Consider the following 21,946-nt stretch of genomic DNA (forward strand, 5'->3'; position numbering starts at 1 on the left):
TAATTGCTTTCTCCTTTACCGCCACGCTCAAACCGAAGCCACGGTCGGCAAGGACAGTGGCCGCGGTGACGCAGCCGTAAAGAGAACCATCCCCCGAGGCACATGTATTGCTGATCGTGAGACTACCGCTCCGAAAGTTCCCCGGCGGGCAGACGCGCCGGTCAAAAAGGCTGGCTTTCTTGCGGGCAACCGACGCGTTAAACAAGTGAAAGAATGACCACATGGCACGGGCAACGTTGCGCATTTTCCTCGGGGCAGCCCCGGGAGTAGGGAAGACCTACGCCATGCTTGAGGAGGCTCACCGGCTGCGCGGCCGCGGTGAAGACGTGGTGGTGGCCTTCGCCATGGACCATGGGCGCAGCGACACCCGTGCCTTGATGGACGGATTGGAAGTCATCCCGCCGCACACGATTGCGTACCGGGACACCAGCTTTGAAGAGATGGACGTCGACGCGGTCTTGGCACGCAAGCCGCGCATCGCCGTCGTCGACGAATACGCCCACTCGAACATCCCCGGAAGCCGCAACGCAAAGCGCTGGCAAGACGTCGAGGAACTGCTCGACGCCGGCATCAACGTCCTCTCCACCGTCAACGTGCAGCACCTGGCTTCCCTTGGTGACGTCGTGAGTGCCATCACCGACGTCCGGCAGGCGGAGACAGTGCCCGACGACGTCGTGCGGCGTGCCGATCAAATCCATCTTGTGGACATCTCACCGGAGCTGTTGCGGCAACGGCTGGGCGACGGCAAGATCTATTCGGCGGACAAGATCGACGCTGCCCTGTCCAACTATTTCCGGATGGGCAACCTGACGGCATTACGGGAACTGGCGCTGCTGTGGCTGGCCGACCGCGTGGACGAAGGGCTCGCGAAGTACCGTTCGGAACAGGGGATCGAGGCGAGCTGGCCCGCCCGCGAACGCATCGTCATCGGCCTCACAGGCGGGCCGGAAGGGGAGGTCCTTGTCCGCCGGGCCGCCCGGATCCTCAAGCGCGTCAATGGCGGCGACCTGCTCGCCGTGCACGTCCGCGCCGCTGATGGTGTGGCCTCGGAATCTCCGCAGGCGCTGGAAGCCCAGCGCCTGTTGGTCCGGGACTTGGGTGGCAGCTACCACACGGTGGCAGGGGAGGACCCGGCGAAGGCCTTGCTTGACTTTGCCCGCAGCGTGAACGCGACGCAGATCGTCGTCGGGATTTCCCGGCGTCGGAGCCTCGTCGCCAGGCTGACCGGGCGGGGGATCGGCAACCGGGTGGTGCGTGACTCCGGCGATATTGACGTGCACATGGTTTCGCATCCCTTGGGCGGCCGGGGCGTGGACCGTCCACGGCAGCGGGACCTTGGCCGCACAAGGGTGGTCGTCGGGTTTGCTATGGCGGTGGTCCTGCCGGTTCTTTTGCAGCTCCTGCTGGCGGCGAGTCCTTCCCACAACATCACGACGGCGGTGCTCCTCCAGTTGACGGGCTCGGTTGCCGTCGCCCTGGTGGGCGGGTTGTGGCCCGCTCTGCTCGGTGCCTTGTGGAGCAGCCTGTTGGTGAACTTCTTCTCCATACCGCCCGTGGGGACCCTGACCATCAGCGACCCCGAGAACATCATCGCGTTGCTGGTTTTCGTGGGCGTTTCAGCCGCTGTTGCGGCCGTGGTGGACGTCTCGGCCAGGCGCTCCAAGGAAGCCGCCCGTGCCCGTGCCGAGGCCACCACCCTGGGTGACCTCACGCGCGGGGCATCGAGCGCCGAGGACACCGTCGAAGGACTTTTGAAGCAAGCGTTGGACGTATTCCAGATGCGCGGGGCTGCGTTGTACAGGGCTGGCACGGCGGGCCCGGGCGGCGGGACGGCGGGCGGCTGGCGCCTCGTCGCCAAGGCCGGAGAGGCCGCACCCCTCCCTGCCGACGGCGGCGAAAACACCGAACAGATCGACGCCGGAACCCGCCTGGTCCTGTCCGGCCGCATCCTGCCAGCCAGCGACCGCCGCCTACTCAGCGCCTTCGGCGCGCACCTTTCGGCCCAGCTCGAGCGGCGGCAATTGGCGGCAAGCCGACGTGAAGTCAGGCGCTTGGCCGAAAGCAACACCATGCGAACCTCCATCCTGCGCGCGGTCTCCCACGACTTGCGGACTCCGCTGGCCGGGATCAAATTGGCCGTCGGCGGCTTGCGGCAAAGCAACGTCCACTACACACCGGAGGAGGAACAGGAACTGCTGGCAACCATCGAGGAATGCTCGGACAGGCTCGACGTCCTCGTGGGGAACCTCCTGGACATGTCCCGCATTACCTCGGACTCGGTGAACGCCCTCATTCGCCCGGTGCGCTGGTACGAAGTGATCCCCACGGCCCTCCACGGCATGCCGCCGGGGCGGGTGCGCGTCGACCTGCCCGGGAACATGCCGGAGATCGACGCCGACGCCGGGATGCTGGAACGCGTTATCGCAAACATCGTGGAGAATGCCATCAAGTACGCTCCGGATTCCGATGTTGTGCTGGTGGGAGCCGCTGGTGGCTTCAGCTCGTCCACCCTGGACGGGAGGCCGTCCGGAGAACTGCGCATCATCGACCACGGCCAAGGAGTCCCCGCCGAAAGCGTCGTCAGGATGTTCCAGCCGTTCCAACGGCTCAACGACGTCCCTTCCACCACCGGGGTTGGCTTGGGGCTCGCCGTGGCCAAGGGATTCACGGAGGCGATGGGAGGCACGCTCACCGCGGAAGAGACTCCGGGCGGCGGCCTGACCATGGTCATCCGGCTTCCGCTATCCACAGGGGTCGCGATCCCGCACGAGGAGGCGCAAGCTCCCTTGGAGGCGCAATCCGTTCTTTTGCAGCACCGCCACATGCCGCCGTCGGGCAGTCCGGATAGCGCCTCCGGGGAGGCGGGATGAGCCACGTCCTGGTTGTGGACGACGATCCCCACATCGTCAAGGCCTTGCGGATTACGCTCCAAGCCCACGGTTACACTGTGGCCACAGCGTCCGACGGCGAATCGGCCTTGCGCTCTGCCGCCCAGCACCCGGTTGGCGTCTTGATCCTCGACCTGGGGCTGCCAGACATCGACGGAACCACAGTCATCACCCGCTTGCGTGAGTGGAGTAGCGTACCCATCCTGGTCCTCTCCGCGCGTCACGGCTCGGACGACAAGGTGGAAGCCTTGGACGCCGGCGCGGACGACTACATCACCAAACCGTTCGGGCTCGACGAGCTGCTCGCGCGCCTCCGGGCGATCCTGCGGCGCACCTCTGACCCGGGCGAAGAAGCGCCCGTGCTGGTCACTGAATCGTTCACTGCGGACCTTGCCATGAGACGCGTGACGCGCGACGGCGAAGACGTCCGCCTCACGCCGACGGAGTGGAGGATCCTGGATCTTTTCGTGCGCAATCCCGAGAAGCTGATCACCCAACAGCAGCTCCTCAGCGAGGTGTGGGGCCCGGCCTACGCCAAGGAGGCCAATTACCTGCGCGTGTACATGGCCCAGCTCCGCCGGAAACTGGAACCGGAGCCCGGGAACCCGCGCCATCTGATCACCGAGGTAGGGATCGGGTACCGGTTCATGCCGTGAGCCTTGCTGCGGCAGCATGACCGGCAAACCCGACAGTCTCCCCGGCCTCGACAAGCCGCGCATACGCGCCGCCTGAATCGCGAAGGTTTCCGGGCGTTCCGAACTCCACGATGGCACCGCGCGAGAGCACTGCGAGCTGATCGGCTTTCTCCACGGTGGAGAGCCTGTGGGCGATGGTGAGCGTAGTCCGGCCGACGGCCAGCCGGTCGAGCGCCGCCTGGACATGAGCCTCGGTTGCGTTGTCCAGGGCGGAGGTAGCTTCGTCGAGGACCAGCACTTTCGGATTGCGCAGGATGGTTCGGGCAATCGCCAAGCGCTGCTGTTCTCCTCCGGAGAAGCGGTGGCCCCGGGCGCCGACCATGGTGTCCAGGCCGTCGGGCAAGCTTGCGATCAGGTCCGCGATCTGTGCCGAGGCCAGCGCGCTCCACAGCACTGCGTCGTCCGCGCCGGGTGCAGCCAGCAGCAGGTTTTCCCGGACGGTGTCGTGAATCAAGTACGTCTCCTGGGACACCACGCCAACGATTTTCGTCAGGTCCTCAGGGGCGATGTCGCGCACGTCGACGCCGTCAATGGTGATCCGCCCGGCGGTGGCGTCATGCAGGCGCGGGACCAGCGAGCCCAGCGTCGATTTGCCGGAGCCCGTGAGGCCCACGATTGCGGTGCTGGTGCCGGCCGGAAGCGTGAGGTCGACGTCGAGCAGAACGTCCGTGCCGCCGTCGTACGCGAAACGGACGCCCTCAAAGCGGACCTCGCCGCGCACTGCGGCCGGGTCCAGCGGGACGGGCCGCGCCGGGGGAGTGATCTCGGGAGCCAAGTCCAGGTACTCAAAGATGCGGCTGAACAGGGCCATTGCGGTGACCCATTGGACGCCGAGATCCAGCAAGCTCATGACCGGGCGGAAGATGGCGCCTTGCAGCGCGGTGAACGCCACGAGCGTGCCGATGGTCATGCCGCCGCTGGTGACGGGCAGTCCGGCGGCGAGGTAGATCAGGGCCGGAATGGCCGAGAAGATTATGCCCATGGTGGACATGCGCCAGCGGCCGGCCAACTGGGAGCGCATCTCCAGGCCGATCAGCCTTTTGGAGCTTTCCGTGTAGCGGTGGGCGTCGCGCTTGGTGGTTCCGAGGGTTTTGGAGAGCCTGACGCCGGAGACTGACAGCCCTTCCTCGACCTGGGTGTTCATGGTGGCCAGCTCGCTTTGCAGCGTTGACGTGATGTTGCGCCGGAGCAGGGCCACCCGGCGCGTGAACCAAACAGCCGGCGGTATCACTATCAGGGACAAGAGCGAGAGCCCGGGCGAAATGGCCACCATGGCGATGGCGGTGGCAATGGCCGTGGTCAGGTTGGACGCAACACCGGTCGCGGTGGAGGTGATGACTTGCTGCAGGCCGGAAATGTCGTTGTTCAACCGCGACTGCACCTCGCCACTGCGGGTCCGGGTAAAGAATCCGAGCGATTGCTTTTGCAAGTGGGTGAACAGGCGCGTGCGCAAGGTGTGCATGATCTTCTGGCCCATGCCCGTGGTCATCCACGTCTGCAGCACGCCAATCAGCGCGGTTGCGGCGGCCACGGCGATCAATCCGGCGGCCAGCCACGCGAGCAGTGGCAGATCCTTGCCGGGCAGCGCGACGTCGATGATGTGGCGGACCAGGAACGGCTGCGCCAGGCCGATGATGCTTGAAGCGCTGATGAGAAGCACGACGACGGCGATGGTCGCCTTGTGCGGGGTGAACAGCCCGGCGATCCGTTTGAGGCTCACGGGGTGCTGTTTCAACTGGGTACGGTCCGCGGGATTGAGGCGGGCGGGGCCGCGGCCGGGACTTCGGGCTCCGACGCCCGGTCGATGGGGATTTTGGGTGAGGATGTTCTCCGTCATAAGCACCACCTCCAGTGGCGAGCGGGGCGCGGGAATCGCGCCTACTAATACAGAGGTTACCTCACTATGTGGCTACAGGTCAAATTGCTAGACTGACAGAATGCAGTCACAGCCCTCAGATTCTGCCGACCTTGGCGATCTCTTCCATGCCGCCTTCCGGGGGCTGCGCCGGACCTGGGCCGAGCAGCTGTCTCCGTGGGAGCTGACGCCGCACCAATGGCGGGCGCTCATGACTCTTATGCGCCCGGCGCCAGGGGACCCGATTCGGCTGAAAGACTTGGCGGAACGGCTGCGCATTGCGCCACGATCGGCCACGGAAGTGGTGGACCAGCTCGAGGTCAAAGGCCTCGTCCGCCGCGATCCGGACCCCACGGACCGGCGCGCCACCCTCGTCGCCGCCACCAGGGACGGGCAGCAACTCTTTGCGAAGATCAGCGCTGAAAGGCGTGGCAAGTCTTCCGAGTACTTTGCCCGGCTCAGCGCAGAAGATCGCGCCGAATTGGCCCGGATTCTGGGTCAGCTCGGGGACTGAAGCGAACGCCGCCCGCCTGCCAAGTTGCCGCAGAGTAGGTAGAGTCGAAGCCATGACTCGCCGGAAGGTTCCAGTTGCCCTCGTCGCGCTCCCTTTCGCGTTGTGCCTGATCGCACTTGCGCCAGCAGAGAGAGCGGGGGCCGCAAACTGCGATTCGCAAGGGCTTCTGGGGGTGGTTGGCATGTGCTCTCCCGCCAACTCCCCATCTCCCCGGCCATCGGAAAAACCCACTCCGTCGGCCACGGCTATCCCGCCTGTACAACCGCAACCCCAGCCGGATCCCGGCGTCGCGGTTCCGTCCGGTGGCGCTTCAACGCCTTCGACGGCGGTGACCGTGCGGGCGGACCCAACTCAGGCCGCGCCACCGGCGGCAACCACAGCTACAGTGCCTTCGCCGATCGTTTCCAGCCCGAGCCCCTCGACGCAAAATTCAACCTCTGCGGCGACCGCTACCCGGATTGACCCGGGCGCCCCCGCCCAGAGTGACCATCCCATTGCTCCAAGCGTTTCAGTGGCTGGAATCCTGTTGGCCTTCGGCGGAACCCTCATCGCCGCAGGCGGAGTGGTAGGCCTCAGAAGATATCCGCCGCTCTAACCCCGGCCCGCGGAGTTCATCGGGAAACAGGTAATAGCGGACCCTGCCTCATTCCGGTGGCCATTCCTAGGATTGAAAGCAAGTCGACAAGCTTTCACTAACAAGGAGAACCCCATGACCGAACCATCCCGTGCCCAGCAACTCGTCGGAGACATCTCGCCCAAACTTGCCTCACTCACCGACGACGTTCTCTTCGCTGACGTCTGGGAGCGCCCCGAATTGGCCAAGCGGGACCGGAGCCTCATTACTGTTGCCTGTCTCGTGACAAGCGGCAGCACTGAACAGCTTTTTGGCCACCTGCGTCTCGCGAAGGCAAACGGACTCAGCGAAACTGAATTGAGCGAGGCTATTACGCACCTGGCGTTCTATGCGGGCTGGCCCAAGGCGATGTCCGCCATGGCGGTCGCCAAGCAGGTGTTTGCCGAGTAGCCAAGTCCGCGCGAGTAGCCAAGTCCGCGTCAGGGGCGCTTGGCGCCCCTAGCCCGGTTTGCTGCCGGAAGTCAGGCCTGCGGGGTGTGCCCCTGGAGTGAGGCAATCTGTGCACGCGCGGCTGCGATGAGTTCCTCGTTAGTGTTGGCGTGGCCGTTGAGGCCCCAGCCGCCGTCGGGCGCTTCCGTGAGCAGGACCCAGGTTCGATCAGGCAGCGTCGGGTCCGCGGCCGCCGTCGCGACGAGCGCGGTGAGTCGTTCGACAACGGCGAGCTGCTTTTCGCGGTTCAGCGCGCCCGCGTTCGTGAGCACCTGGACGCGCACGTAATTGCTGTCGCCGTCGACATTCGACAGATCCCCCGCCGGGAATTCATGGATGAATGCCGCCGTGTTCTTGCGGAACATCGGGATATCCGGCACCTGCTCCACACGCATCACCGTCGACGCCAGGTCAATCGCGAGCTGGTGTTTGTCTGCGAAAGTCCCTGCGGTGGCGTACACGTCGATCATGGGCATGGTGCTTCTCCTCTTCGATGCAGTTCAACCGTCATGTGCGTTGCCATCCTTGCACCTTGCTGTCACCGTGTCTTCCTCTGGGCAATCATTTGCGGATCGTCCGGCTTGACGTCCTTGGAAGTGCGGTTCTTCGGCCTGTGCGGCATGATCGGTTCGGATGCGAAGCGTCGCGGGCCGCTCCACATTGATGGAGGGGCATCGATCGCGTAGGCAAGGGCGTATGCGACCCTTTCGTAGTTGACGCGCCAGCCCCTGAAATGTGGCCATGCTTGCTCCGCCGTTACCTCAATCGGGTAATCGACGGTCCGCATGAGTTCCACGGCCGCTTGAAAGTCTTCAAAGGTCACATCGAGTTCGGAATCGGGATCGGGGTCTTCGTCGACCGGGATCCGGATGGCCCGGGCCACTTGGTTCAGGCAGGTGAATCCCATCCGAATGACCAGCCGAGCCCGGGTGCTCGGGGCGGACCCCGGACTCAGGGAAAGCTGCAACGCGGCCGCGTCCATGACGCTGAGGAGGGAGTTGAGCCAGTTCGATTGCGGTGAAGGCGAACGGAACCATACCAGCGTCAGGTAGGTGCTGTGTGATTCGGCGACATCCGCGGCCCATCGCTCCCACCTTTGGTAAAGCTCGCTGAGCTCGCTGGTGCTGGTTTGGGCGGCCATCCCAAACCGTGTGCGCACCAGAAGCTCGGGTCCCCATGAGGGTGAGCCTGCCCTCGATACGAGGAGGGTCACCTCCGCCTCCCGCCTGTTGAAAGCTGCATACAGCGTTGGCAGATAACCGATCTGCAGAGCGATCACGATCAACCCGGTATAGGCGGCGACGTAAACCAACACGGTGTTGCCGACATTCGATGGAGCAGCGTAGCCAAGAGTGAACATCGCGGAGCCAGCCTCGCTTGCGGCTTGCCAGAGGTCACCGTCGACGAAGGGAAGAAGCAGGAGACTGAACGACAAGTCGAACACGATCACCCAAACCAGCAGCCGGACGAACAGCGCCATGGGGGACTGCCAGGCAAGGATCCGATCACGTACTTCGTACGAGGAGACGGGCTTAGTGATGACAAAGAAGATTTTCGCAGTGACCAAATGGGTCATCCGTGAAAGGTTGCTGTGCAGCGGGCGTGGCACGATCAGCGTTCCGATCACGCTCATCCAGTTCAGGAGCAACGCAAGCAACCCGACTGAAAAACATGCCCACACGAATACAGTCAATGTGCTCTTTCGACATTATTAGACACCAATTCAGCTATTGACCATCGGTAGGTACAAAGCTGATGAGGCTCGTATCATTCATTCCACCCTCGGATCTTGTCAAGGGTAAGCGGCTGCGCCGTACTTCGGTGCGACGTCACTAGCAAAGCATCGCCGGAGAGTTAGGGAGTAACCATCGTGGCACGCCATCTTATCCTCGGCGCCGGACTCGTAGGCGGGACGCTCGCGAGGCAGCTCTCCGCCCGTGGAGACCAGGTAACTCTCGGCACGCGCAGCGGCACTACGGTCCCCGGGGCGACTCCCGTGAAACTGGACGCGAGCAACCCGGCCGACGTGACACGGGCTGCGCGTGGAGCCGACACGATCTTCGTTTGCACCAATCCGCCCTACACCAATTGGGTAGCCGATTGGCCTCCGATCTTCGACGCCGTGATCAAGTCGGCGCGTGACTCCGGGGCCGGTCTTGTGCTCATGGGCAACCTCTATGCGTACGGCCCGCCGGACGGTCCGATGACCGAGCATTCACAGCTCGCCACCACCGAGAAGAAGGGCCTCGTGCGCAAAGCGGGTTGGGAGAAAGTCCTTGCCGCGCACGAACGCGGTGAAATCCGGGCCGTGGAGGTTCGGGCGAGCGACTACTTCGGTCCTGGGGCGGCGGGGATGTCGACGCATCTTGGCGGCGGCTTTTTTCAACCACTCCTGGCCTCCAAAACGGCGCGTGTCGTGGGGGACCCCGCACTGGAGCACAGTTGGAGCTTCCTGCCCGATATCGCCGCGACACTTATCGCGGCCGCAGACCACCCGGGCGAATGGGGACGGGCCTGGCATGTGCCGAGTGCATCCGTCCCGCGCTCGGAAATCGCGCGGCAGGTGAATGAGCGTTGGGGCGTGAATGGCCGGGTGGCCCCGATCCCGCAGTGGTCACTTAAAGCCCTCGGCACCGTCATTCCGATCATGCGCGAGATCTCAGCTTCCAGCTACCAATTCACGATGCCCTTCGTGATCGACTCCGAGGAGACGCGGAAGATGCTGGGTGTTAAGGCAACATCGTGGGACCAAGCACTGGAGGTCACTGTGGACAGCTACCGCAAGCCCGAAACGAGCCATTCGGTGCGGTGACTAACCCGTCCGCTCAACCGCCGCAAGGATGGCCTCGCCGAGTTCATGGGGCTTCGTGAACTGGGGCCAGTGTCCGGTGGGCAGATCCATGAATTCCACGTCGTTGATGCGCGCGAGCTCAGCTACGAAGGGGTGGCCGGACTCGATCCACTCGCCGAGCAGGCTGGAGGGGAACTCGCACGCGATGATGGTGGCGGGGACGTCGTAGCGGCGCACATCGTGCAAGCGCTGCTTATCTGTGGTCACGTTCTTTGGCTCCGGGATGGCGCGTGCCCGGAACGCGGCCCGCAGCTCCTCGTTGAGGTCCACGAGGTCCTCGTTTTCGAACAGCTCCCATGGCGGCAAGGGCACGGCATCGCCCTCGACAGGCAGTTCGTCGTTGATGACGCCGCCCTCGCCAAGCGGTCCGCTGTCCACGTAGACCGCCCGGACCACCCGGTCCGGGCGGGCGTCGACGGCTCCGTGGATGATGGCACCTCCACCGGAGTGGCCGACCAGTACAACAGGACTGCCAACGGCGTCGACGGCTGCCACTACTGCCTCGATGTGATCCCTGAGGCCGATACCGGACCTCGGGGCGTCAATTGCCTCCAGCCCAGGCAGCGTGAGCGGGTGGACCGTGTGGCCCGCAGCAACGAGCGGCGGCGTGACCTCCGACCACGAAGAAGCGTCCAACCAGAATCCGGGAACCATGATGATGTCCATGCCGGTACCCTACGACGGGCCACCGACAGAATGAACCCTTGCGTTGGTCCCGCACGCCGGAACGCGCCAACAGCTCAGACCGCTGCGGTCCGTCCCGATCGAAGGAGGGGCGCGAAGAACGCGGCCAGTTCCGCCGTCGCGGTCAAGGGCAAGACGTTCGCCACGTACTGGTCCGGCCGCACCACCACCACGACGCCGTCGCGGTCGAGGCCACGCAGCTCGAAGATGTCTGCCGAAGGATCGGTGCCGTAGACGTTCTCAAGGTAGGTGAGCTTGAACGGTCCGACCTCCGGCTTGAATGCTTCCGGCACCGCTCCGATGTCGACGCTCGTGTGCTCCTGCTGGTAGATCACCTTCACGTCGAACCACGCGTCCCGGTCAGCGCCCGACGGCGTTGCGGCCAGCGGCGAGTCCGGCGAGTTCGCGATCCACTCGGCAAAGTCGGCGACGGCGGACGCTCCCCCCTGTGCCGTTCCCGCACCCGCAGCGTCCGCGAAGACGTAGATGCGCCACCGTCCGTCAGCCTTGGCCTGGTGGCCGAGCTGTAGCGGGTTGGTATCGCAGACGCGCACCACGGGCGCGGACTTGAAACGCTTACCGATCGTGAATCCCGTGGCCAGGCCTTGATGTGTTGGCTCGGCGATCAGCGGCGAGGGAGCGTAATGGGTCATGAAGCCGGCAGGGAACTCTGCGGTGCTCACGTAGAAGTTCTCCAGCTCGGTGGGGTCCTCAAATTCCTCGGGCTTCTTCGCCATGAGCGTGGACCACTCTTTGTCGAAGTCGATGAGGTTCTTGGCAATGACTTGGCGCTCGGCGGAGTACGTGGAGAGGAGGCTCTCCGGGCTGCGGCCTTCGAGTACGTGTCCGAGCTTCCATGCCAGGTTGAAGCCGTCCTGCATGGAGACGTTCATTCCCTGTCCGGCCTTCGCGCTGTGGGTGTGGCATGCGTCGCCGGCAATGAACACGCGCGGTGTGCGCGTGCCGCGCTCGTCCGGCAGGACGTCGTCGAACCTGTCCGTGAGGCGGTGGCCCACTTCGTACACGCTGTGCCAGGCGACGTTACGCACATCGAGCGTGTAGGGATGGAGGATGTCGTTGGCCTTGGAGATGATCTCCTCGATGGTGGTGTTCCGCACGGAGCGGTTGTCGTTCCGATCCACCTCGCCAAGGTCGACGTACATGCGGAAGAGATGGCCGCCTTCGCGCGGGATCAGGAGGATGCTGCCGCCCGTGCCGGACTGGATGGCGCACTTCGTGCGGATGTCGGGGAAGTCCGTGACGGCAAGGACGTCCATGACGCCCCACGCGTGGTTGGCCTGGTCGCCGGCGAGGGTGCAGCCGATCGACTCGCGCACCTTGCTCCGCGCCCCATCCGCGCCCACGACGTACTTGGCCCGGACAATGCGCTCCTGGCCTTCCTTGGGTCCGGCGGTGTGGAGGAGCGTGACGGTGACGGGGTAGTCGCCATCGTTGGTGACCTCGAGGCCGCGGAACTCGTATCCGTAGTCGGGGGTCATGCGGGTGGGGGAGTTCGCCATGTACTCGGCGAAGTAGTCCAGCACGCGCGCCTGGTTGACGATCAGGTGCGGGAATTCGCTGATATCCCCGGTCGGATCGTCGAGGGCCCGCGCGGTACGGATGATGAGTGAAGGGTCTGACGGGTCCGGCTTCCAGAACGCCATCTCGGTGATCCGGTACGCCTCGGCAATGATCCGCTCGGCGAATCCGAAGGCTTGGAATGTCTCCACGCTCCGGGCCTGGATTCCGTCGGCCTGCCCGATCGCGAGCCTGCCGGGGCGACGCTCCACGATACGGGTTGTGACGCCCGGGAACTGGGACAACTGCGCGGCGGCGAGCATGCCGGCGGGCCCGCTGCCGACGATGAGTACGTCGATCTCGTCGGGAAGATCAGTGGGTCTGTTGATGCCGACGCCGGCGGCCGCCTGGACACGCGGGTCGCCGGATACATAACCGTGGTGGTGGAACTGCATGGGCTTTCCTCACTTCATTGTGCGGTTGTTCAATTATAGAACTGTGAATTCTTTATTTGAACCTTTGTTTGGATTCATACTGTACGGCAGGCGTGACGGGGGCTACAAGGGCCTCACGATCCGTCCGGGGATGCAGGGGGTTGACGTCCCGAAACTCCAGGGTCATAGTTATCGTATACGATTTCGTACTCGATGAGGAGTGAAACTTGGAACAGGTCACCGACCACACCCTGGCCGCGGCCCGCAAGGTCATCGCGGTGCATATCAACTACCCCAGCCGGGCAGCCCAGCGCGGCCGTACGCCGGAGCAGCCGTCGTACTTCCTGAAGCCGTCGTCCTCCCTGGCACTCAGCGGCTCAACGGTGGAGCGTCCGGCTGGCTGTGAACTCCTCGGCTACGAGGGCGAGATCGCGCTGGTCATCGGCACGCCCGCCCGCCGCGTGGGTCTGGAAGACGCCTGGAGCCACGTCCAATGGGTCACGGCCAGCAACGACCTCGGCGTCTACGACCTCCGCTACGCGGACAAGGGCTCCAACCTCCGGTCCAAGGGCGGCGACGGCTTCACCCCGGTAGGCCCCGCGCTCATTCCGGCCGCCGACGTCGACCCCTCCGGGCTGCGGATCCGCACCTGGCACAACGGCGAACTCGTCCAGGACGACACCACCGAAGACCTGCTGTTCCCCTTCGCGCGCCTCGTCGCCGATCTGTCCCAGCTCCTCACCCTCGAAACCGGGGACATCATCCTGACCGGCACCCCGGCCGGCGCTTCCGTCGCCCAACCCGGCGACGTCGTCGAGGTTGAAGTCACCGCTGGCGACTTCAGCAGCGGTCGCTTGGCCACCACCGTGACGGAAGGTACGACGGCGTTCGCGGACTTCGGCGCTCGGCCCAAATCCGACGACACGCAGCGGGAGGAAGCATACGGTTCTCGGGAAGCAGCGGGGCTTCCCGCCGTCGTGCCTGTCCTGACCCCGGAGCTGAAGAAGAAGCTCGAAAGCGTGGCGACCGCGACGTTGTCCAGCCAGTTGCGCAAGCGCGGGCTGAACAACGTGAGCATCGACGGCCTGCAGGCCACCCGCCCGGACCGCCGCGTCGTCGGGCTCGCCCGGACGCTGCGCTATGTCCCCAACCGCGAGGACCTCTTCACGACCCACGGCGGAGGATTCAACGCCCAGAAACGCGCCATCGACTCCGTCAACGAAGGCGAAATCCTGGTCATGGAAGCCCGCGGCGAAAAAGGCACCGGGACCGTCGGAGACATCCTGGCGCTGCGTGCCCAGATGCGCGGCGCCGCCGCGATCATCACCGACGGCGGCGTGCGCGACTATTCCGCGGTGGCGGGGCTGGACATGCCCACCTACTTCGCCAACCCGCACCCCGCCGTCCTGGGCCGCCGGCACATCCCGTGGGACACGGACATCACCATCGCCTGCGGCGGGGCCACGGTCCAGCCCGGGGACATCATCGTGGCCGATTCGGACGGGATCCTCGTGATTCCGCCGGCCATCGCCGACGAACTGGTGGACGAGTGCATCGCGCAGGAGAAGGAAGAGGCCTTCATCTTCGAGATGGTCAAGCAGGGCAACAGCGTGGACGGTCTGTACCCGATGAACGCCCAGTGGCGTGCCCGTTACCAGGAGTGGGAAGGAGCCCAAGGTGACTGAAACCGCCGTCGGGAGCAAGTCCGAGCAGGCCTATGCCGCCGTGAAGGCGCGCATCGTGGAGGGCACCTACACGCCGGGATACCGGCTGGTGCTGGCCAAGATCGCCGAGGACCTCGGCGTGAGCGTGGTTCCGGTCCGGGAGGCGATCCGCCGCCTGGAGGCCGAGGGGCTCGTGACGTTCGAGCGCAACGTCGGCGCCACGGTCTCCGGGATCGATCCGACCGAGTACCTGTACACGATGCAGACCCTGAGCATCATCGAGGGCGCGGCCACAGCGCTGTCTGCACCTTTGATCGACTCCGTGGCCATTGCCCGGGCCCGTGCGGTCAATGCCGAGATGCGCGACTGCCTGGAGCATTTCGATCCGGTCCGCTTCACGGCGCTGAACCAGGATTTCCACAGCGTGCTCTTTGAACACTGCCCCAATCCGCACATCCTGGACCTCGTGCACCGGGGTTGGAACCGGCTGGCCTCGATCCGGGCCTCGACATTCCGCTTCGTCCCTGGCCGTGCGCAGGAATCCGTCAAAGAGCACGAGGCGCTGCTTCAGCTCATCGAAAGCAACGCCGACGCCGACACCATCGAACAAGCCGCCCGCCGCCACCGCAGCGCCACCCTCGACGCATACCTCGCACAGACCAACGCGGGGTCACTTAGCGCCCATTAGAGGGCCCAACATGGGCCGTAAGTGACCCCGCGTTCCAATAGCAAAGGAGAAAACAATGACGTTCACTGCACCAGAAACCACCCATTACGTCCCGAAGGACCTTCCCACCCACATCCAGCACTTCATCAACGGCGAATTCGTTGACTCGGTCAGCGGGAAGACCTTCGACGTCCTGGACCCGGTCTCCAACACCAACTACGCCACCGCAGCGGCCGGGCAGAAGGAAGACATCGACCTCGCCGTTGCCGCGGCCCGCGAAGCCTTCGTGAACGGCCCGTGGCCGAAGATGAAGCCGCGCGAACGTGCCCGCGTCCTGAACAGGATCGCCGACGCCGTCGAAGCCCAGGAGGAGCGCCTCGCCGAACTGGAGACCTTCGACACCGGCCTGCCGATCACCCAGGCCAAGGGCCAGGCGTTGCGTGCGGCGGAGAACTTCCGCTTCTTCGCGGACCTGATCGTGGCCCAGTTCGACGACGCCATGAAGGTCCCGGGCTCCCAGATCAACTACGTGAACCGCAAGCCGATCGGCGTCGCGGGCCTGATCACGCCGTGGAACACCCCGTTCATGCTCGAGTCCTGGAAACTCGCCCCCGCCCTGGCCACCGGCAACACCGTGGTCCTGAAGCCGGCCGAGTTCACCCCGCTCTCGGCCTCGCTCTGGGCGCAGATCTTCAAGGACGCAGGCCTGCCCGACGGCGTGTTCAACTTGGTCAACGGGCTCGGCGAGGAAGCCGGTGACGCCCTCGTCAAGCACCCGGACGTGCCTCTGATCTCCTTCACGGGTGAGACCACCACGGGCCAGACGATCTTCCGCAACGCCGCCGCCAACCTCAAGGGCCTGTCCATGGAGCTGGGCGGGAAGTCCCCGTGCGTCGTGTTCGCCGACGCCGACCTGGACGCCGCGATCGATTCGGCACTATTCGGGGTCTTCTCCCTCAACGGAGAACGCTGCACCGCCGGTTCGCGGATCCTCGTCGAACGCGCGATCTATGACGAGTTCTGCGAGAAGTACGCCGCCCGCGCGAAGAATATCGTCGTCGGCGACCCGCACGACCCCAAGACCCAGGTCGGCGCACTCGTCCACCCCGAGCACTACGAAAAGGTCGCCTCGTACGTGGAGATCGGCAAGTCCGAAGGCCGGCTGCTCGCCGGCGGGGGACGCCCGGAAGACTTGCCCGCAGGGCTCAACAACAGCAACTACATCGCGCCGACGGTGTTCGCCGACGTCGCGCCCGACGCCCGGATCTTCCAGGAGGAGATCTTCGGTCCTGTCGTCGCGATCACCCCGTTCGAGAACGACGACGAAGCCCTCGCCCTGGCGAACAACACCAAATACGGCCTGGCGGCCTACATCTGGACCCAGAACCTGACCCGCGCGCACAACTTCGCGCAGAACGTCGAGGCTGGCATGGTGTGGCTCAACAGCCACAACGTCCGGGACCTACGCACCCCCTTTGGCGGGGTCAAGGCCTCGGGCCTGGGCCACGAAGGCGGCTACCGCTCCATCGATTTCTACACCGACCAGCAAGCCGTGCACATCACCCTCGGCGCTGTGCACACCCCGAAGTTCGGCGCCTGACCCCGCCCAGCCCAACTACCTCGCACTTGTTGTCGTTATGGGGCTCCAAAACGACACTTACTGCGAGTCAGTTGGGCGGCACCCGGCACCAAAGGCGAGCATCCCGCCGTCGAACACCACAGACCCTTTCAAAGAAGAGAGAACCCCATGAGCAACTTCGTCCCGACCCCCACCGTCCCGGCGCCGGATATCGTCCGCTGCGCCTACCTTGAACTCGTGGTCACGGACCTCGCCAAGTCCCGCGAGTTCTACGTGGACCTGCTCGGCCTGCACGTCACCGAGGAAGACGAGAACACCATCTACCTGCGCTCCTTCGAGGAGTTCATCCACCACAACCTGGTCCTGCGCAAGGGACCCGTCGCCGCCGCGGCAGCGTTCGCGTACCGGGTGAAGTCCCCTGCCGAAGTCGACGCCGCCGAGGCCTACTACCGCGAATTGGGCTGCCGGGTGGAGCGCCGCAAGGACGGCTTCACCAAGGGCGTCGGCGACTCCGTCCGCGTCGAGGACCCGCTGGGTTTCCCGTACGAGTTCTTCTACGAGGTGGAGCACGTCGAACGCCTCACCCAGCGCTACGACCTCTACTCCGCCGGTGAGCTGGTCCGCCTGGACCACTTCAACCAGGTCACCCCGGACGTTCCCCGCGGCCGGGCCTACCTGGAGGACCTGGGCTTCCGCGTGTCCGAGGACATCAAGGATTCCGACGGCGTCACGTACGCCGCGTGGATGCACCGCAAGCAGACCGTGCACGACACCGCCCTGACCGGGGGCAACGGCCCGCGCCTGCACCACATCGCCTTCTCCACGCACGAGAAGCACAACATCATCCAGATCTGCGACAAGATGGGCGCCCTGCGCATCAGCGACCGGATCGAACGAGGCCCGGGCCGGCACGGCGTGTCCAACGCGTTCTACCTGTACATCCTGGACCCGGACGGGCACCGCATCGAGATCTACACCCAGGACTACTACACCGGTGACCCGGACAACCCCACGGTCACCTGGGACGTCCACGACAACCAGCGCCGCGACTGGTGGGGCAACCCCGTGGTCCCGTCCTGGTACACCGAGGCCTCCCTCGTCCTGGACCTGGACGGCAACCCGCAGCCGGTCGCCGTCCGCGAGGAAAAGAGCGAAATGGCGGTCACCGTGGGTGCCGACGGCTTCTCGTACACGCGCCAGCCCGAGGACGGCCCCGCGGGGGAAAAGAAGGGCTTCAAGGTCGGCTCGCAGCTCTAGGCCGGCGGCCCTCAACGTATGCTGACCGCAGGATGGCCGAACGGAGTGTGGAGATGCTTGACCCGAAGACGATAGAAATCATTGCCGACGAACTAGTAGAAGCAGGCCGGAGCCGGACCCCGGTTCCGCGCCTGACCGCCCGCTACCCGGAGATGACGGTGGAGGATTCCTACGCCGTGCAGCAGTTATGGCGGCGCCGGAACGAGGACGCCGGCCGGAAGCTGGTGGGCCGCAAGATCGGGCTGACGTCCAAGGCGATGCAGGCCGCCACGGGCATCACGGAACCGGACTATGGCGCGATTTTCGATGACATGGTCCTGGACACCGGGTGCTCGGTGGCGTGGGACCAGTACACCCACCCCCGGGTCGAGGTGGAACTGGCGTTCGTGCTCAAGAAGGACCTCTCCGGGCCCGGCTGCAGCATCTTCGACGTCCTGAACGCCACCGACTACGTGGTTCCGGCCCTTGAGATCCTGGATTCCAGGATCGAGATGGAGGGCCGGACCGTCGTGGACACCATCTCGGACAACGCGGCCATGGGTGCCATGGTGGTCGGCGGACGCCCGGTTCGCCCGGACGCCATCGACCTCCGCTGGGTATCGGCGATCCTGTACAAAAACCAGGTGGTGGAGGAAACTGGCGTCGCCGCCGGCGTCCTGGACCACCCCGCCAACGGCGTGCACTGGCTCGTTAACAAGATCGCCCCGCACGGTGACGGGCTGAAGGCCGGGGAGATCATCCTCGCCGGCTCCTTCACCCGCCCCCTCTGGGTATACAAAGGCGATACCGTCCACGCCGACTACGGTCCCTTGGGAGTTGTCACATGCCGGTTCGAGTAGAACCAGACCGCACGTTCCGTCAAGCCCTGGCCGCCGCGGACAGGCCACTCGCCGGGATGTGGGTGTGTTCCGGCAGCCCGCTCATCGCCGAACTGTGCGCCGGGGCCGGGCTGGACTGGCTCCTGATCGACGCCGAACACAGCCCCAACGGCCTCGAATCCATCCTCGCCCAGCTCCAGGCCGTCCGCGGCTACCCCGTCCAAGCCGTGGTCCGCCCGCCGGTCAACGACACCGTGCTCCTCAAGCAATACCTGGACCTGGGCGTGCAGGACCTGCTCATCCCCATGGTCAACTCCGCCGCGGAGGCACAGGCCGCCATCGCCGCCGTCCGCTACCCGCCGCACGGGGTCCGCGGCGTCGGCTCCGCCCTGGCCCGCGCCTCGCGCTGGAACCGCATCCCGGACTACCTCGCCCGCGCCGCCGAAACCATCAGCGTCACCGTCCAGATCGAAACCGGGGCCGCCGTCGCCGCCGTCGAGGAGATCCTCGCGGTCGACGGCGTCGATGCCATCTTCCTCGGCCCCTCGGACCTCGCGGCGTCCATGGGCCTCCTCGGCGAACAGGAACACCCCACGGTGCGCGCCGCCGTCGAGCACTGCCTCGCCGCGGCAAAGACCGCGGGCAAACCGGCCGGCGTCAACGCCTTCGGCGAGGCCACGGCCCGTGCTTACATGGACGCCGGTGCCTCGTTCCTGCTGGTCGGCGCCGACGTCGCGCTCCTAGCGCGCGGCACCGAAGCCCTCGCCGACAAGTTCATCCCAACAAACCCCGACGGCGGAGCGGCCTTAGGCGGGACAGGTGACGCCCCGTCGAGCTACTGAACTAGGTAGGTAGTCGGTACTCTTCCGGAGGTCCTTGGACGGAGCTACATTGGATATCCCGAGGCCGCTCGGGGGCGGTCGAGGAGGGGGTCGGCCGCAATTTCAATGGAGCATGCCGTGGTCCCGCAACCAGATCTCAATCCTCAACAAGCCGCAGCCATCGCCGAATCGCCGGCTGCACGGCGTCCAGGCCCCGTGGAGTACGATCTGCGGGCTGTTTACGTCCCGCAGTCCGGGCTGTTCCTGGACGATGAGGGGCGCGAATTCTTTGTAACCGCCGTGGAATTCTGGGAGCACGCGACGGTAGTCAGTCTGTGCTGGAAACGCAGGCCCATGGCAGGGCAGGGAAGTCCGCCCTTGGTTGCGACGGATGAGCACGACCGGGTGCTGGGCGTGAAGCGCATTTGGAACGTTGGTGCGCGGTCGATCCAGCATTTTGAACCGATCTCGACGTCGGCCCGCGCATTAACGGTGCTCATCGCGAGGAAAACGGGAACACAGGAACTGTTTAGCTGCAGGACGCCCCCGGAAAAGAAAGACGCAACGAAGTAAGCTAGGCGGAGCGCGCGATGCCCCGCGTTGACCGGCGGATATGCTCGGGTGTGAGACCGGTCAGCGAGGCAAGTTCAAGGTCATCGCAGGCTTGGGTGCGGAGCGCCGTGACAATCAACGCTTCCCGCTGATTAACGATCCGGTCGCGATGCCTTTCGGCTGCTTTGAGTTGCTCGCTTTTCGCCCTCAGGCCATCCACATGCGCGCCTCGCGTGAGCCCGCTCGGGTGAAGGTCGTCATAAGCCAAACCGATGGTTCGGACAGCCCGAATGTTTTCCCCGGTCACCGCCGAAATTGTGGCCAACGTGAGCCCGTCTTCAAGGGCCTGGGCGATCATCTCGTTGCGGGCAGCGGTCAATGTGCGGATGGCGCTCGAAGCATGGGACAGGAGTTGCCTGTGCGCCGCGAGGGCGTGCGTGAGCTTGGCACGCTCTCCTTTGGCCACGGTTTGGGACCGGGCTGGAACCTTGGCCCGGTAGGTATACCTGCCGGTGGTTGACGGGCCCGGAAGGGACCCGGATTGGGCTGGCATTGGATCCCTTTCGGACTCTTCGCGAACTTCTGATCTATGAAATCTAGGCGGTGTTCGCAGAGCCGCGGAAATACCAATACCGCGTGAACCCATAAGCGAAGTGCATGGAAGATTCCCATATGGGGTTGAAATGTCCCTAAACGACCACAGAATCCCTATATAGATCAGGTGGTCATAAGGGCCTCTTATTGATCCACGCACATTAGGTCTTATCCACGGCGCCCGGCAGTGCCTAGTCTCGAAATTGGGGATTCGACACCCGAATCCTGAGTTTCACGATTCTGGAGAAGACAAATGTCCGAGTACCTGCCGGCGTCGAGGGTCACACGCATCAAGTCCTCAGCGAGCGTTGCGGCCGCCGCCCGCGTCCGTGAACTACGAGCCGAAGGCATCCCGATCATCGACCTGACCGTCGGCGAGCCGGACTTCGACACCCCCGGCCACATCAAGGCGGCAGCGATCGAAGCGATCAACGCCGGCCAGACCAAGTACACCTCGGTGACTGGAACGCCGGAACTGCAGACCGCCATCCTCCGCCGGATTGAAAGCCACACCGGCGTGCGCTACGAAGCGAACCAGCTGACCATCGGCGGCGGTGCCAAGCAAGTCCTCTACGTAGCACTCATGGCTTCGCTCAACGAGGGCGACGAGGTCATCGTCCCCGCACCGTACTGGGTGTCCTACCCGGACATGGTCCTCGCCAACGACGGCACGCCCGTGATCGTCGCTTGCGGAGAAGACACCGGCTTCAAGCTCACACCAGCCGCCCTCCGCGAAGCCATCACGCCCAAGACGAAATGGCTCATCCTCAACGCTCCGTCCAACCCGACGGGAGCCGTGTACACACGCGAAGAACTCCAGGCCCTGGGTGCCGTCCTTGAGGAATTCCCGCATGTCTACATCCTCACGGACGAGATCTACGACGAAATCCACTTCGGCGACGGCCGGGTGACCAGCCTCGTCACTGCCGTTCCGACCCTCCGCGACCGCATCCTCCTGGTCAACGGAGTCTCCAAGGCCTACGCAATGACCGGTTGGCGCCTTGGCTACGGCGTAGGTCCAGCGCCTTTGATCGCAGCGATGAACAAGCTGCAGTCGCAGACCTCATCCTGCCCGTCCTCGGTCAGCCAGGCAGCTGCGGCGGCCGCCCTGAACGGCGACCAGTCGTTCGTCCGGGACAGCGTGGAGGTGTACCGCAAGCGCCGGGACGTCGCCGTCGAAGGCCTCAACGCCATAGACGGACTTTCCGTCGCGCCGGCCGAGGGTGCCTTCTACGCTTACGTGAATTGCAGCGGCGTCATCGGCAAGACCGCTCCGGACGGCACGGTCATTGAGAACGACCAGGACTTCACGCTGTACCTCCTCAACGCGGCTGCGGTCGCCGTCATCCAGGGCTCGGCCTACGGCCTTGGCCCCTACTTCCGGATCTCCTTCGCCACATCGCTGGAGACCATCAACGCCGGCGTGGACTCGATCCGCAAGGCAGTCAGCGCCCTCAACTAAGCCCCACGGGCACCCCAGAAGCCAGCCAAG

Annotated in this window: 20 protein-coding genes; 14 read left to right on the top strand and 6 right to left on the bottom strand. The window is 64.9% G+C overall.

All coding sequences use genetic code 11. The features are described from left to right. Positions 1–221: 221 nt before the first annotated feature. Positions 222–2,870, top strand: a complete 2,649-nt coding sequence (locus tag AC1DJB_RS13770; RefSeq protein ID WP_306964576.1) for a DUF4118 domain-containing protein — start codon at positions 222–224, stop codon at positions 2,868–2,870. Next, entirely contained in the window at positions 2,867–3,544 is a 678-nt protein-coding gene (locus tag AC1DJB_RS13775) for a response regulator (protein WP_284988923.1), read from the top strand. The genes AC1DJB_RS13770 and AC1DJB_RS13775 overlap by 4 nt, the downstream gene beginning before the upstream one ends. On the opposite strand, the gene AC1DJB_RS13780 is transcribed toward AC1DJB_RS13775, so the two are convergent. After that, positions 3,534–5,420, bottom strand: coding sequence for an ABC transporter ATP-binding protein (locus tag AC1DJB_RS13780; RefSeq protein WP_441433016.1), 1,887 nt, complete (start codon positions 5,418–5,420; stop codon positions 3,534–3,536). The genes AC1DJB_RS13775 and AC1DJB_RS13780 overlap by 11 nt on opposite strands. A gap of 100 nt (positions 5,421–5,520) precedes the next feature. Here AC1DJB_RS13780 and AC1DJB_RS13785 point away from each other — a divergent pair, with 100 nt between their 5' ends. From AC1DJB_RS13785 to AC1DJB_RS13795, 3 genes are all read left to right on the top strand, one after another. Further along, the gene (locus tag AC1DJB_RS13785) at positions 5,521–5,952 is read left to right on the top strand and encodes a MarR family winged helix-turn-helix transcriptional regulator (RefSeq protein WP_284988925.1); all 432 of its coding nucleotides are present in this window, start codon (positions 5,521–5,523) and stop codon (positions 5,950–5,952) included. 183 nt (positions 5,953–6,135) lie between these two features. Beyond that, positions 6,136–6,414: a hypothetical protein gene (locus AC1DJB_RS13790; protein WP_284988926.1), complete on the top strand. Its 279-nt coding sequence runs from the start codon at positions 6,136–6,138 to the stop codon at positions 6,412–6,414. A gap of 247 nt (positions 6,415–6,661) precedes the next feature. Then, positions 6,662–6,976: a carboxymuconolactone decarboxylase family protein gene (locus AC1DJB_RS13795; RefSeq protein WP_307053193.1), complete on the top strand. Its 315-nt coding sequence runs from the start codon at positions 6,662–6,664 to the stop codon at positions 6,974–6,976. A 71-nt stretch (positions 6,977–7,047) separates the two neighbouring features. On the opposite strand, the gene AC1DJB_RS13800 is transcribed toward AC1DJB_RS13795, so the two are convergent. Beyond that, positions 7,048–7,491 (bottom strand): hypothetical protein, encoded by a 444-nt coding sequence (locus AC1DJB_RS13800; protein ID WP_441433017.1) that lies wholly within the window; start codon positions 7,489–7,491, stop codon positions 7,048–7,050. Between the two features lie 62 nt (positions 7,492–7,553). Continuing rightward, a complete protein-coding gene (locus AC1DJB_RS13805; protein ID WP_441433018.1) occupies positions 7,554–8,708 on the bottom strand; it encodes a hypothetical protein in 1,155 nt (384 codons plus the stop codon). Positions 8,709–8,885: 177 nt separating this feature from the next. On the opposite strand from AC1DJB_RS13805, the gene AC1DJB_RS13810 reads away from it, so the two are divergent. Continuing rightward, the gene (locus tag AC1DJB_RS13810; protein ID WP_441433019.1) at positions 8,886–9,827 is read left to right on the top strand and encodes an NAD-dependent epimerase/dehydratase family protein; all 942 of its coding nucleotides are present in this window, start codon (positions 8,886–8,888) and stop codon (positions 9,825–9,827) included. Here AC1DJB_RS13810 and AC1DJB_RS13815 read toward each other — a convergent pair whose 3' ends face one another. Both AC1DJB_RS13815 and AC1DJB_RS13820 read right to left on the bottom strand, forming a co-directional pair. Continuing rightward, positions 9,828–10,532, bottom strand: coding sequence for an alpha/beta fold hydrolase (locus AC1DJB_RS13815; RefSeq protein ID WP_284988930.1), 705 nt, complete (start codon positions 10,530–10,532; stop codon positions 9,828–9,830). 74 nt (positions 10,533–10,606) lie between these two features. Continuing rightward, positions 10,607–12,523: an FAD-binding monooxygenase gene (locus tag AC1DJB_RS13820; protein WP_441433020.1), complete on the bottom strand. Its 1,917-nt coding sequence runs from the start codon at positions 12,521–12,523 to the stop codon at positions 10,607–10,609. 206 nt (positions 12,524–12,729) lie between these two features. Here AC1DJB_RS13820 and AC1DJB_RS13825 point away from each other — a divergent pair, with 206 nt between their 5' ends. The 7 genes from AC1DJB_RS13825 (at position 12,730) to AC1DJB_RS13855 (ending at position 19,881) form a co-directional block, all read left to right on the top strand. Further along, positions 12,730–14,187, top strand: coding sequence for a fumarylacetoacetate hydrolase family protein (locus AC1DJB_RS13825; protein WP_441433021.1), 1,458 nt, complete (start codon positions 12,730–12,732; stop codon positions 14,185–14,187). Next, the gene (locus AC1DJB_RS13830; RefSeq protein WP_441433022.1) at positions 14,180–14,854 is read left to right on the top strand and encodes a GntR family transcriptional regulator; all 675 of its coding nucleotides are present in this window, start codon (positions 14,180–14,182) and stop codon (positions 14,852–14,854) included. The genes AC1DJB_RS13825 and AC1DJB_RS13830 overlap by 8 nt, the downstream gene beginning before the upstream one ends. Before the next feature lie 55 nt (positions 14,855–14,909). Continuing rightward, a complete protein-coding gene (gene hpaE, locus AC1DJB_RS13835) occupies positions 14,910–16,433 on the top strand; it encodes a 5-carboxymethyl-2-hydroxymuconate semialdehyde dehydrogenase (protein ID WP_284988934.1) in 1,524 nt (507 codons plus the stop codon). A gap of 147 nt (positions 16,434–16,580) precedes the next feature. Further along, positions 16,581–17,669, top strand: a complete 1,089-nt coding sequence (gene hpaD, locus AC1DJB_RS13840; RefSeq protein WP_441433023.1) for a 3,4-dihydroxyphenylacetate 2,3-dioxygenase — start codon at positions 16,581–16,583, stop codon at positions 17,667–17,669. Between the two features lie 53 nt (positions 17,670–17,722). Further along, complete coding sequence (gene hpaH, locus AC1DJB_RS13845; RefSeq protein WP_441433053.1) at positions 17,723–18,508, top strand: 2-oxo-hept-4-ene-1,7-dioate hydratase; 786 nt, start codon at positions 17,723–17,725, stop codon at positions 18,506–18,508. Further along, on the top strand, positions 18,493–19,329 hold the full coding sequence (locus AC1DJB_RS13850; protein WP_441433024.1) for an HpcH/HpaI aldolase family protein: 837 nt from the start codon (positions 18,493–18,495) through the stop codon (positions 19,327–19,329). Before hpaH ends, AC1DJB_RS13850 begins: the two co-directional genes overlap by 16 nt. Before the next feature lie 117 nt (positions 19,330–19,446). Further along, entirely contained in the window at positions 19,447–19,881 is a 435-nt protein-coding gene (locus tag AC1DJB_RS13855; protein ID WP_284988937.1) for a hypothetical protein, read from the top strand. Between the two features lies 1 nt (position 19,882). On the opposite strand, the gene AC1DJB_RS13860 is transcribed toward AC1DJB_RS13855, so the two are convergent. Then, positions 19,883–20,413, bottom strand: a complete 531-nt coding sequence (locus AC1DJB_RS13860; RefSeq protein ID WP_284988938.1) for a hypothetical protein — start codon at positions 20,411–20,413, stop codon at positions 19,883–19,885. A gap of 294 nt (positions 20,414–20,707) precedes the next feature. Here AC1DJB_RS13860 and AC1DJB_RS13865 point away from each other — a divergent pair, with 294 nt between their 5' ends. After that, on the top strand, positions 20,708–21,916 hold the full coding sequence (locus AC1DJB_RS13865) for an aspartate transaminase (protein ID WP_284988939.1): 1,209 nt from the start codon (positions 20,708–20,710) through the stop codon (positions 21,914–21,916). The last annotated feature ends 30 nt before the right edge of the window (positions 21,917–21,946 follow it).

The organism is Arthrobacter sp. 01T428 (genome assembly GCF_056398685.1).

Coding starts and splice junctions, on each gene's coding strand:
- hpaH (WP_441433053.1), top strand. CDS start 17,723: ATGCTTGACCCGAAGACGATAGAAATCATTGCCGACGAACTAGTAGAA.
- AC1DJB_RS13780 (WP_441433016.1), bottom strand. CDS start 5,420: ATGACGGAGAACATCCTCACCCAAAATCCCCATCGACCGGGCGTCGGA.
- AC1DJB_RS13815 (WP_284988930.1), bottom strand. CDS start 10,532: ATGGACATCATCATGGTTCCCGGATTCTGGTTGGACGCTTCTTCGTGG.
- AC1DJB_RS13800 (WP_441433017.1), bottom strand. CDS start 7,491: ATGCCCATGATCGACGTGTACGCCACCGCAGGGACTTTCGCAGACAAA.
- hpaD (WP_441433023.1), top strand. CDS start 16,581: ATGAGCAACTTCGTCCCGACCCCCACCGTCCCGGCGCCGGATATCGTC.
- AC1DJB_RS13785 (WP_284988925.1), top strand. CDS start 5,521: ATGCAGTCACAGCCCTCAGATTCTGCCGACCTTGGCGATCTCTTCCAT.
- AC1DJB_RS13865 (WP_284988939.1), top strand. CDS start 20,708: ATGTCCGAGTACCTGCCGGCGTCGAGGGTCACACGCATCAAGTCCTCA.
- AC1DJB_RS13850 (WP_441433024.1), top strand. CDS start 18,493: ATGCCGGTTCGAGTAGAACCAGACCGCACGTTCCGTCAAGCCCTGGCC.
- AC1DJB_RS13860 (WP_284988938.1), bottom strand. CDS start 20,413: ATGCCAGCCCAATCCGGGTCCCTTCCGGGCCCGTCAACCACCGGCAGG.
- AC1DJB_RS13795 (WP_307053193.1), top strand. CDS start 6,662: ATGACCGAACCATCCCGTGCCCAGCAACTCGTCGGAGACATCTCGCCC.
- AC1DJB_RS13820 (WP_441433020.1), bottom strand. CDS start 12,523: ATGCAGTTCCACCACCACGGTTATGTATCCGGCGACCCGCGTGTCCAG.
- AC1DJB_RS13775 (WP_284988923.1), top strand. CDS start 2,867: ATGAGCCACGTCCTGGTTGTGGACGACGATCCCCACATCGTCAAGGCC.
- AC1DJB_RS13770 (WP_306964576.1), top strand. CDS start 222: ATGGCACGGGCAACGTTGCGCATTTTCCTCGGGGCAGCCCCGGGAGTA.
- hpaE (WP_284988934.1), top strand. CDS start 14,910: ATGACGTTCACTGCACCAGAAACCACCCATTACGTCCCGAAGGACCTT.